We start from the raw sequence: 10,230 nt of genomic DNA, 5'->3' as shown, positions 1-10,230 counted from the left end.
GCCATCGTTTCGGCTTTCGATGCGTCAGCAGTGGTTCACTCACGTTCGTCTTCTCGTCGCCCACCTGACCCGCTGACAGCGGGCCTTTTACCGCAACGCTCACGACCACGACTCTTAACCGCAGCCGCTTGCGGTGGTTTGAGACCTCCGCCTGATCGGCGGTCCCGGAGGGCCAACCTCCATCACCGGCACAGCACGGATCGTGTTAGCAACCTTCTACGTCACCATCACTCTCCTTTCAGGACACACCGCAAAACGCCGAATCCGGCGTCGATGCTTGACGTGTCTCCGTAACCGGATGCGCTCACGTTCTGGCGCGCTCGCGGGCCGGGATGACTGGTTCTAGCCTTCAGTCCGTGACGGAAACGCCGAAGTCCGCACCACCCTTGCCGGTGCGGCCAGACCCACCTGGCGATGTCCGGTTGATGTTGAATCCGGCGTCCGTCCGGCCCGGCCAGTGCGTCTCGGCCAACACGACTGGTTCAACAGAAGGATTCATCCACGGCATCTAAGTGATGCTGGAGGCTGAAATCACCGGACAGTGGCGGTCCATCAACTACCTGACCGTCGCAGAGCCGGGAGGGACCGAGCCGCAGGCGATTGCAATCGACAGCGAGGTGTCGTTTGCACGAGTTGGGCGGACAGTCAGGCCGTACCGACTGCTCGTCCCCCCGGTGGAACCCGGTGGGTATCGGGTCAGGCAGGACATCAACAACCCGGAGAGGAATCTCAGTGCCACCCTGTACGCATCTCTGATGGTCGTGAGTTAGCACCCGGCTGCGCACGCCAGATCACCGGAATATCGAGCGCGTGGCCGTGGTCGGTCAGTGACCGGATGTGCGCGCGTTCTGGCTCCACTGAATGAAGTGCTAGGACTGCCATCTGGCGAGTTGGATCTCCTGAGCGATGGTTGAGGCTTGTTCCTTCGAGAAGGGTGCAGTGGTTGAGCCGCTGATGACGGCCGTACCGTTGAAACTGGCAACTTGGATCTCCGGGGCGGACACGACCTTGCCGTCAACCTCAATGGCCTCCAGGCTCTGGTAAGGCGGATTGCTCGGGTTCTGCCGATAGTAGGAATAGCGCTGGGCTGCTACCGCGTTGAAGTCCCCAGATCCCGCTGCAGTGAATGTGAGCTGAATCTGGTACTGCCCGATCGTGGAGATGGCTTCGGCCGTGGCTATCGCCGATCCGGTCATGTCAGCTGGACCGAGCACGTAACGCGGTGACGCCGCAGCGAGGTAGTAGGGCGCGATCACCTTCTTCGCTGCGGTCTCGGTCCCGGTGCCGGTGTCGGTTATCGAGGAAAGGGCCTGATCGCCGCATGCGCCCGGATTCGCCGCCTGTGGACTAGCGGCCGACTGTGAAACTGGCGGGTAGGACGCGGGGGGACTCGACGTTGGGGGAAATGTCGAGGAGGATCCAACTTGAACAGACGTTGGAGGAACACTCGGATACGGATATGTCGTGGGGGCCACAGTCGGTGCGGGGGTACTGGAAGGGAGCTCACACAGCACCGGGCGGAAGTACACGGTGTGGTGCCCTGACACTGACGGCACCGTCGATCCGGTCGTGCCGCTCGCAGAGGTCGCCGAGCGGATCCCCGAACTCCCACAGGCTGCCAGTGTGAGACCAGCGATCCCGAGGGACACCCTGATGGCGATCCCGCCCGTGGCGCCTCTCACGTCGCGATTCTGACATGAGCCACAGCCGGTGGGTCGCCCCCGAACCTCGTGGGTGATCCACCCGCAGGCCGCTTGGAGCTGACCTGGATATTCGGGTGATTGAAAGTGCAGCTCATCTCACTGTTGGTCCAGCGATATGCGCCCACAGCCAGCCCGTGTCCACTCCGCTGAGGGTGTCCGAGATCGCCGAATCCCGAGCCTCAGTGGAGTCGTTCCCCTGTTCGGTCCGCAGCGCCGTATGAGGATCGTTCTGCGTCATCTACGCAGGCAGATGACCGATATCGTCGTCCGGTCCCACCAACCGGGCAAGCCGAGCCTGGACAGAGTCAGGGGTAGCGTCGTCGAAGTAGCAACAGGAAATCACGCGGCGGAGGGCTGCCGATGCGGTCGCCGCCGATTCGACCTCGTCAATGACATCGGGCCAGTGCATGTCAATCAACGCCTCCATATCGGCCACGGCGATCCAGCAGAGAACATCAGGATCGTCCGCTGAAGGCTTCCGCCAGCTGGCGAATCATTGCGAGGTGGTCGAGAGGATCTTCGGGATCGCGAAAGGGAGCTGGCCCTTCGTGGCTCCGTGCCCATTGCTGGTAGGCTAAGACCTGGTCGGGAGATAGCGGAAGGTGAGGCGGCCCGGCAGGGGACATGTACGACTCTCTACCACCTCGTCGGACCCGATCCGAGCCCCGATTCGGTTCGCCCCGACCCGACTTGGTCAAGAACCACCGGCGCTCCGATTATGCGTGCGCTTGTCGGCCGACGCTACGTCGTATTCAACTCTGCGGCGCTGGTCCGCCGGTTGGAACTTGGAACGTCTCCAGTGCATCAGAAGGAATCCCGAGGGTCCCGTCGGCGAGCCGCAGCCGAGGAAGCTTCCTCTCGTACATAGCTTGGATGACCACCCGGGTTGGCACACCCAGACGGCGAGCTGCCTCGGCCGGGCGCAAAATCTCAGGTTCGCTCACAGGACGCCTCCTTCGTCCAAACCCAACTTACCGTGGATAAGGCGAATGACGGTGGCCAGCTCGTCTTGGAGCCCGGGAGCGACGCCTGCCTCTTCCATGGCGTGCAGAGCATCCTCGAGCGCTTCCAAGACTCGAAAGGCCTCCTCGAGGCCCAACACAAGGCCTGGCGGAACCGGATCATCGTCAGGTGGGCTCATGTCACCAGTCTGGCCAGACCCTGTGACGGCGATCAGATCGCGTCAGGAGGCTCTGCACCGTCGACCTCACTCCGGTCGGACGACCCTGACCATGGTTACCGATCGTCGGCCCGCCGTTGGCGTTCTGCCGCCACCACAGCTCCAAACAATGGGGACTGACGCCCACTCGCGATCGCCGAATCCGGCGTCGAGGTTGACGTGTCTCCATAACTGAGTGCGCTGTCGTTATGGCGTCAGACCGAGTGCGCCTGGAGATCATCCAGAGCTGCTTGACCGTTCACGCCCGCAAAGCAGGCTGGGTGCTCGACGACGAATGGGGACCAGCCATGGATTTCAGTCCCGGCTGGAATCCAATGGCGGGTCTTGGGCTTCGAGGGATCTGTCCAGTCCGTCGGTCCGATATTCACGAAGGCAGCCTCAGCCCCGACCGGGCGGCCACAAATGTCGCAGATTCCCGGTGACCCCTGGCCGCTCACGGCGACCAAACTACGCCAGCCGGTGTTCCCGATCACCGACTACGTGTGCCTCCCCGAGAAGTGAGCGCACTCAGATCTGGACGCCTCTCACCATCAGCGTTCCGAGCAATCGCCTAAGCGACGCCGAATGACCTCCGCGGCGGCTGTCGCCTCGGCATCATTGCTTAGGAGGGCGGTGACCGTTCCCAGCTCGCTCCGTAGGTCACGACAAACCTTCTCGAAGGTGCGAAGGCGATAGGGACCGCCCCCATGACCAGTACCCCACGGCTCATCTCTTAGCCAGCGCTTGCCGTAGAGGGGGCACTGGTACTCAACCAGCCATTCGACCGGATGGCTCCGAACCTCCTTCAGGTGCTCGGCTGCATACCGTTCAGCGTCCGGCCCAAGGTGCTCTGCAACGTAGTAGCAGGAACACTTGGCGCGTTGGTCCTCGTCGGTCACCACGGGCAATCTTGCCTTACTCCTGCCGCGCTGTACGCCGATTACCGGGCGGTTTCTGGTCGCCCGGAGAGCCTCGTGGGTGGCGCGAGACGGAACGATTTGTGAGAGGGGTGGTTGACTCTCAAGGTCAGCGAGGCGCGGAATATTCGCGCTGACTTCCGCCGAAGTTCTGGCTCGGCTGTAGAGGGTTGTACGTCTGATCGGGTGGTGGGATGGTCACTTCTACGGCGATCCCGAAGTGACTGAAGGTGATAGTCCCGGCCACAGGCCCGAAGGCGGACTGATTGTGCTCGCTGATCTGCACGATCCGATTCTTGGAGTCGATGGCGATGAGCAGCTCGAGGGTGGTCCCGTAGAACTGCCCCATCCTGGCCCGCTCGGGAGCGTCCGCGTTGATGGCATCTTCGAGAGTATCGACAGAGATTCCGACCGTGTAGAACCTCACGTGTGTACCGTCCACGTTTCCCGTTCCGCCTGGTGTGACTGTCTGGATGAGCGGTTGGAGGGCTCGAAGAAGCGCTCCTAGGTCTGCGGTGGGGGCTTGCTGGCCAAGGAGTGTTTCCACAGCCGCCTGAGTGCCTTGGGCGATCGGGTGAGTCTCTAGCTGCCATCTGGCGCTCGATAGACCGGACCCGGATATGTCCATGTACTCCGCGGTGGGGGTCAAGATCAGTTCGGGGCTGTAATCCTGTGAGCCGCGGGTCCCCGAAGGTGGCACCTCTCCGATCTGCCTTCGGAAATCCCACAACAGCGTCTCCGTGACGACCGAGGGTTGGTCGCCGAACCGGATCGCGTATTGGATCTCAGCAGTCGATGCTCCGGTCAACGCAGCAGCAGCATCCACCAATGCTGGCCCGCTGGCTGTCCGAGTCATGGAATCAGACGACCCGCAGCCTGCGGCCACCCCCGCCGTTGCCATCGCTGCCGTCAGGAGAGCCCCTAGGGCAAGCTTCGCCGTGGGTCTGAGACTCATACACGGTTTCATGACCAAGGATCGCGAGTCCGGCGCCACTGCTTGATGTCGTCAGTGTCGGCAGGGGGAAGCGACCCTGCAGGTATCGCACGCTCAGCAGCGAGCAACGACGGCCTGATCCGCAAGAGGAAGTAGAGACCACCAATGAAGCCGGTGAGAAGGATCATGGCAACGGTGCCTGGCTTCGTTCTCCCGATCGCCCTGTAGGCAAAGTCCGGCCGCCTCGCGGCCATGACGATCGCTTGGATGTAGAGCCCCCACACCATCGCTATCACGACCAGAAGGATGACCGCATCCGCCATCGCACCCTGCCCCTCATCTCATTCAGTCCCATAAGGGTAGCGGCCTCTGCCTCGCCCGGATCGCCGAATATCGCGTCGAGGTTGGCGTGTAACCATAACCGGGTGCACTCACGATCTGTGTCGCGGAGCGGGGCTGGCAGCTTTGGACTGTGACTGGATGCCGAACCTAGTGTCCCTCTAGCACCTCTTGTCTGAGAAGGAGGAGCGACGTGAACGCAGTAGCTGAGACCGGGGAAACCGAAAGCGTCTGGCTCCGCGAGCAGTGGTGGCCGGCCATCCCGTCGAGCCGTGTCAGGCGGAAGGCCCTCGCCACCGGTGTGCTTGACCAGGATCTGGTCATCTTCCGAGGCAGCGGCGGGCAGGTAGCCGCCCTTTCCAACCGGTGCGCCCATCGCGGCGTCGAGTTGTCGCTCGGCAGAGTCGCTGACGGCACACTGGCTTGCCGCTATCACGGCTGGCGCTACGACACCACGGGTAGCTGCGTCGAGATTCCCTCCCTCAACGGGGAATCCATTCCTTCGACGGCCAAGGTGTGCTCATTCAACTGCGTGGAACAGGACGGCTACGTGTGGGTGTCGCTCGCCAAGGAGCCATACCAGCCGAACCCGCCGAGAATCGAAAGGTTCGCTCGCACAGGCGGGGTGCAGGGTTCAGCGATTCTCCGCTGCGACTGGAAGATGGCACTTGAGAACAACCTCGACTGGTGCCACCCGGTGTTCACTCACCCGTGGACCCACCCACAGTTCTATATGCGCCTCCTTCACGGCAGCCAGGACTCGCCCTACGAGCTGCGGACCACCGAATCAGGCTTCGTCATGTTCTGGCCGCCCGTGGGCGAGAACGACCCGACACCCGAGGACCCAGACGTTCTCGTAGTGTTCGAGCTTCCAAACAGGGTGACGGTCAGCGTCCGGCACCTCTTGGGTGACAAGGGACCCCGGATACCGGCGACGATCTTCCACTTCGTCCCCACAGGCGACGGTGTCTGCCGAGTGGAGTTCATGTTTCCGGTTGGCGGCACTCGTTACTGGTACACACCACGGGGAGGGCCGATTCTCGCCCAAGACCGGGTCGTCTTGGAAAGCGCACAGCGAACCGGGGCCAGAAGCCAGGTAAGTGTCAAAGCTGATGCCTCCACGCTCCTGTTCCGGCGGGTCCTCAACTTGGCCGCCGAAGGCGAATGGCCCGAAGGACGAGCCGCGATCGCAGCAAGAAAGGTCGTTCCGGCCCGGATCTGAGCCGCCCATAGCGCCGATTGCCGGGCGGGAGGCCCAGGCTCGGACGTAATCGCTCCCGTATCCGGCCAACTCAGCTACGCCAGGACCGTCGAGCCGGTCAACAACCTGCCGGCGGTTGGCGACCAACAGCAGGAGGTCAATCGCGTTTCCTCTCACTTCTGGTCCAGTGCCCACACGCCAGTCTGCGTCGGTCGCCGTAAGAGAGACACCGCGATGCGGAGCGGCATGGACCACCCTCTGGCCCCACTTCTTGTAGGTGTCGAGTACCAAGTGCACATCAGCGAGAGGCGGGTCGGGCATGATCCCGGCTGGGCGCAACGCGTCAGCGCTGTGAACGAGAAGATCACCAAGCCCCACCTCCGATGGTAGGCCAACAATGTGGACGTATCCGTCAGCGGAGCGGCGCAGCCTTTCGACAAGTTCGGGTACGGGTCGGCTTCCCAGCGCTCTGGCGTCTCGGTCAATGACACGATCCGGCCGTACAGGGTTACGGGCGACCTGCCAGAACATGGATAGCCGGCTGGACTCTGCCATGTTCACAAGGTGACCAAGCACGTCGCGGACACGCCAGCCAGTGCACCAAGACGGCCCATCCCACTGGTCGGCGGACAGGGCGGCAATCTCGTCTGCGATCTCAAGGCGAAGCCCGCGAACCTCTCCCCTGATGTCCACGTTGGCGGCGGCCACGGTGTCAGTCTGACAGAGCTACGCCGGAGTCACTCCATTTGCCGGAAACCCGTGAGGCGAGCTCCGAGCGATGAGCTGGCTGTGTCATGGACCGCCCTATCGCCGAGTCGGGCGTGGCCCAGATCGACAGCAAGCGGGCGGGGAAGGGTGCGAGATAGGTCGTTCGGGCGCGATGCTTGTTCCGTGAACTCGGTAACGCTCCATGGCGTTCGACCGTGGCGATGGTTCGCGGCTTGGCTGTTGGTTGGGGCTCTGTGGGCGTTCGGACTAATTGCGATCGCGTCGGTGGGCCCGTTGGCGATGCCGATCGCCCTGGCTGCCACCGTTGTGGTGGCTCTAGCTTCCGGCGGGCTGGGATTGGTCGGGGTACTGAGTGGACTCGGGCTTCCAGTTCTCTATGTCGCCTACCTCAACAGGGCCGGGCCAGGGAATGTGTGCACCTCTAATACCTCCGGTCAAACCTGTGTCCAGGAATGGAGCCCATGGCCGTGGCTGTCCTTGGCGATAGTCCTCGTCGGCGTCGGCGCCGGCCTGTTCCTCATCCGTTACCGACCCGACTGAACCCTCCCTGACCTATGTTGAACGCCCGGTTCGGTTGGGTCTCACCCGACGGCTCGTTGGCCGGCTCGGTATCCGGCTATCGGGGCTATAGCCCGAACGGCGGGACCAATTTGAAGCTGGGGAAGGGCCCTGGACACCCGGTCAAACGCGGTCGTAACCGGTCCGCATGGACGGGTAAAGCCCGAGATCCGCGAGAGGAACACGATCAGCCGAGCTCGCCGACGGCGACGTTTCTCATATTCGGCGAACGCGACCGCAGGATCAGCAGACTCGGCCAAACAAGAGGCAAGTACAACTGCGTCCTCGATGGCTTGGCAGCCACCCTGGCCAAGGTGCGGGCGCATGGGATGAGCGGCGTCGCCCACAAGTGTCACTGCTCCGTGGCTCCAACTGTCCGGCATGGCGCGGTCAACGATCTCATTCCGCACGAGCCGCTCGGGAGGGGTGGCTGCCAGGAGATCGGGGATGGGGTGGGGCCACTCGCTGAACGTGTCTTTTAGATAGACGTCGTCGCCGCTTGCGAATGTCTGACCCTTCTGGAGTCAGGAGGTGGCGAACCAGTAGGTGCGATCGTCACCAACATGCATCCAGCCGAACTCGTGGCCTCCGGCAAGACAGGCCCAGAGTTTGTCGCTGTCGGGTGGGTAGCTGGTTTCGGCGATTCCTCGCCACGCGGCGTAACCGCTGTAGGACGTTTGTAGAGGTCCGTTCAGCACGCTGGCGACGGCAGAGTTGATTCCGTCCGCGCCCACCAGAGCGTCCACGGCGAGGCTTGCTCCATCAGCCAGGCGGACCGTGACTCCTGAAGCGTCGAGTTCGAAGCCGGTGACCGCGCAACTGGTCCGCACCGTGCCGGGGCGAATACGTGCTGTTAGAGCGCGAACGAGTTCGCCGCGGTCTACACATACCAATCCCTCGCCCAGCGCCGCCTCGAAGCTACGCCCCGAGAAGTTTAAAGCGACCCGTCCGTCAAGTCTCTTCTCTCCACCCTCGGCCAGAGTTCTTCCCAGCGAACGCACTACTGCCCCCAATCCCGCGACGTCCAGGGCCGCTCGCGCGTTGGGCCAAAGTGAGATCCCCGCTCCCGAATCGCGGACCTCCGGCTGGCGCTCCAATACGACTAGGTCAAAACCGTGCGGCTCCAGCGCAGCAGCCAACGTAAGCCCAGCGATCCCACCACCTGCGATTCCGACTCTCAGACCGACGCTCCTCCCACTCCCCAGACCCGAGGTCATCGAGACTATCCGGACCTGCCGTCGGACCGACGAGACGCGACAGAACCCCTCTGCGAATACGTTCCTACTGGGACGGCGCCGAACATTCGATCTGGAACGCCGTCGCAGCATCCCCGGTCGCGGTTGCGGTTAGCGCCGAACGACGGATCTGGCGCTTCAGCGACAAGCAATCGGCGATGCCTATCGCCTCCGCATAACGCTCGCCAAGATATCGACGATTGTCGAGACAGCGCCTCGCCGCGAAAGAATTCGAAGACCCCTGCGGTCTGCAATTTCGTCACCACACAACGCCCGCACTGTTTCTTCGAGCCCAACCCGTAGCCGGTGAAGCCGGTGGAGGGGCGGGAGCCGACGCCCGGAGGGCAGCGTGCGTCGTGTCGGAGGGCACGCGGTTTGGGACGTCTTGGGGTTCCACCCGCACCCCCCGCTGACGTAGCCCCCCAAAGGGGGCTTTGTCACCGCCGAAGCTTCCGTAAGCGTTGTGAACCGTGCCAGCGATGGACTTACGCGATCCTCCACGCCTAACCGGTTCACGAAGCTTGAATCAAACCTCGATCTCGAAACTTGTTGGTTCCACGAAAAAGGGTCCCGGGGGCTAAGTCATCACTCGCCCATGCCGTCCGTTTGGTGGAGCCTCGTCTGTCCCGCTACCGGTCGGCTTGGCTGCTCGACGCTGCGGCGGGTGCGATGGAAGAGAAACCATCCAGCGCCGAGGACTACCCCAATCGCGCTCAGGACGGCACAGGCGATGTAGTCCGCAGCGGACGAGTGCGCTCCCCGTACCGATGAGACTGTAGAAAGCAGAGACGGTTGGCCAGGAACTGCGATTGCGTCGATTCGGTGGCCCGTGTCGAGAAGCCGGCGGCTGCCTCTGATCACCTCGTTGAACGTCTGGCCTCGGAGGGCGTACGAGCCGCTGCACTGCCAGTACTCGATTCCCATTCCGACTCCGGAGCTGATGCCTACGCAGCCGGTCACGGTCACCGATACGGGAACCCCTTTCTGCCGCAAGGTGTTCAGCTGACTGTTCTGCTCCGCGCCCGCGACCCCGTAGTAGGCGGAGAACGCGACCAAAAGTGCCACGACAATCCAGACCAGGATGTTCGCGAGCCGGCGCGGGTTGATCTCCACACCGCCTCCTGCCCGGATGTACGTCCCGCCGTCCGACGAGGGCCCGGCCGGAGTAGCGGACATGCCGCGAATCCTACGAGACCGGTGCGTTGCACTGCTGCTGAATGTGCCTGCAGATTCCCCGCAGCGAGTCCGTATGGTGCCGCTGCTGATGAGCCGTTAGCTGCAGGGGAATCTGCGTTTGGGCGTTGAATTCGCCAGGATCCGGCTCCTTTCGACACCCAAACGCAAAATCCACGCCCAGACGCACGAACCCAGACGCACGAACCCAGACGCACGAACCTAGACGCACGAACCCAGACGCATGCCCCGAGCGCCGGAGCGCCGAGCGCAGACGACGAC

At 63.0% G+C, this 10,230-nt stretch carries 13 protein-coding genes; 5 read left to right on the top strand and 8 right to left on the bottom strand.

The genetic code is table 11. The features are described 5' to 3' along the window. The first annotated feature begins 515 nt into the window (after positions 1–515). Positions 516–770, top strand: a complete 255-nt coding sequence (locus VFZ97_13285; protein ID HEX6394406.1) for a hypothetical protein — start codon at positions 516–518, stop codon at positions 768–770. Between the two features lie 99 nt (positions 771–869). On the opposite strand, the gene VFZ97_13280 is transcribed toward VFZ97_13285, so the two are convergent. Further along, on the bottom strand, positions 870–1,256 hold the full coding sequence (locus VFZ97_13280) for a hypothetical protein (GenBank protein ID HEX6394405.1): 387 nt from the start codon (positions 1,254–1,256) through the stop codon (positions 870–872). Between the two features lie 208 nt (positions 1,257–1,464). On the opposite strand from VFZ97_13280, the gene VFZ97_13275 reads away from it, so the two are divergent. Next, positions 1,465–1,695 (top strand): hypothetical protein, encoded by a 231-nt coding sequence (locus VFZ97_13275; GenBank protein ID HEX6394404.1) that lies wholly within the window; start codon positions 1,465–1,467, stop codon positions 1,693–1,695. A gap of 760 nt (positions 1,696–2,455) precedes the next feature. On the opposite strand, the gene VFZ97_13270 is transcribed toward VFZ97_13275, so the two are convergent. From VFZ97_13270 to VFZ97_13250, 5 genes are all read right to left on the bottom strand, one after another. Beyond that, the gene (locus tag VFZ97_13270) at positions 2,456–2,647 is read right to left on the bottom strand and encodes a hypothetical protein (GenBank protein HEX6394403.1); all 192 of its coding nucleotides are present in this window, start codon (positions 2,645–2,647) and stop codon (positions 2,456–2,458) included. Continuing rightward, the gene (locus VFZ97_13265; GenBank protein HEX6394402.1) at positions 2,644–2,844 is read right to left on the bottom strand and encodes a hypothetical protein; all 201 of its coding nucleotides are present in this window, start codon (positions 2,842–2,844) and stop codon (positions 2,644–2,646) included. Before VFZ97_13265 ends, VFZ97_13270 begins: the two co-directional genes overlap by 4 nt. Before the next feature lie 569 nt (positions 2,845–3,413). Then, the gene (locus VFZ97_13260) at positions 3,414–3,761 is read right to left on the bottom strand and encodes a hypothetical protein (protein ID HEX6394401.1); all 348 of its coding nucleotides are present in this window, start codon (positions 3,759–3,761) and stop codon (positions 3,414–3,416) included. A gap of 127 nt (positions 3,762–3,888) precedes the next feature. Further along, complete coding sequence (locus VFZ97_13255; protein HEX6394400.1) at positions 3,889–4,635, bottom strand: hypothetical protein; 747 nt, start codon at positions 4,633–4,635, stop codon at positions 3,889–3,891. A gap of 107 nt (positions 4,636–4,742) precedes the next feature. Beyond that, complete coding sequence (locus tag VFZ97_13250; GenBank protein HEX6394399.1) at positions 4,743–5,036, bottom strand: hypothetical protein; 294 nt, start codon at positions 5,034–5,036, stop codon at positions 4,743–4,745. 209 nt (positions 5,037–5,245) lie between these two features. Between VFZ97_13250 and VFZ97_13245 the strand changes: the two genes are divergently transcribed. The 3 genes from VFZ97_13245 to VFZ97_13235 all read left to right on the top strand — a co-directional run bounded on the left by VFZ97_13245 (position 5,246) and on the right by VFZ97_13235 (position 7,522). Beyond that, positions 5,246–6,274 (top strand): aromatic ring-hydroxylating dioxygenase subunit alpha, encoded by a 1,029-nt coding sequence (locus tag VFZ97_13245; protein ID HEX6394398.1) that lies wholly within the window; start codon positions 5,246–5,248, stop codon positions 6,272–6,274. Between the two features lie 225 nt (positions 6,275–6,499). Continuing rightward, positions 6,500–6,643, top strand: a complete 144-nt coding sequence (locus tag VFZ97_13240; GenBank protein ID HEX6394397.1) for a hypothetical protein — start codon at positions 6,500–6,502, stop codon at positions 6,641–6,643. A 501-nt stretch (positions 6,644–7,144) separates the two neighbouring features. Next, positions 7,145–7,522: a hypothetical protein gene (locus VFZ97_13235; GenBank protein ID HEX6394396.1), complete on the top strand. Its 378-nt coding sequence runs from the start codon at positions 7,145–7,147 to the stop codon at positions 7,520–7,522. Positions 7,523–8,064: 542 nt separating this feature from the next. On the opposite strand, the gene VFZ97_13230 is transcribed toward VFZ97_13235, so the two are convergent. Both VFZ97_13230 and VFZ97_13225 read right to left on the bottom strand, forming a co-directional pair. Then, positions 8,065–8,757, bottom strand: coding sequence for an FAD-dependent monooxygenase (locus VFZ97_13230; protein ID HEX6394395.1), 693 nt, complete (start codon positions 8,755–8,757; stop codon positions 8,065–8,067). Positions 8,758–9,360: 603 nt separating this feature from the next. Next, positions 9,361–9,951, bottom strand: coding sequence for a hypothetical protein (locus VFZ97_13225; protein HEX6394394.1), 591 nt, complete (start codon positions 9,949–9,951; stop codon positions 9,361–9,363). Positions 9,952–10,230 lie beyond the last annotated feature (279 nt).

This window comes from Acidimicrobiales bacterium, from assembly GCA_036378675.1.
Taxonomy (GTDB): Bacteria; Actinomycetota; Acidimicrobiia; order Acidimicrobiales; family Palsa-688; genus DASUWA01.
The sequence above is the reverse complement of the archived record's forward strand: the minus strand, read 5'-3'. Positions and strand labels throughout refer to the sequence as shown.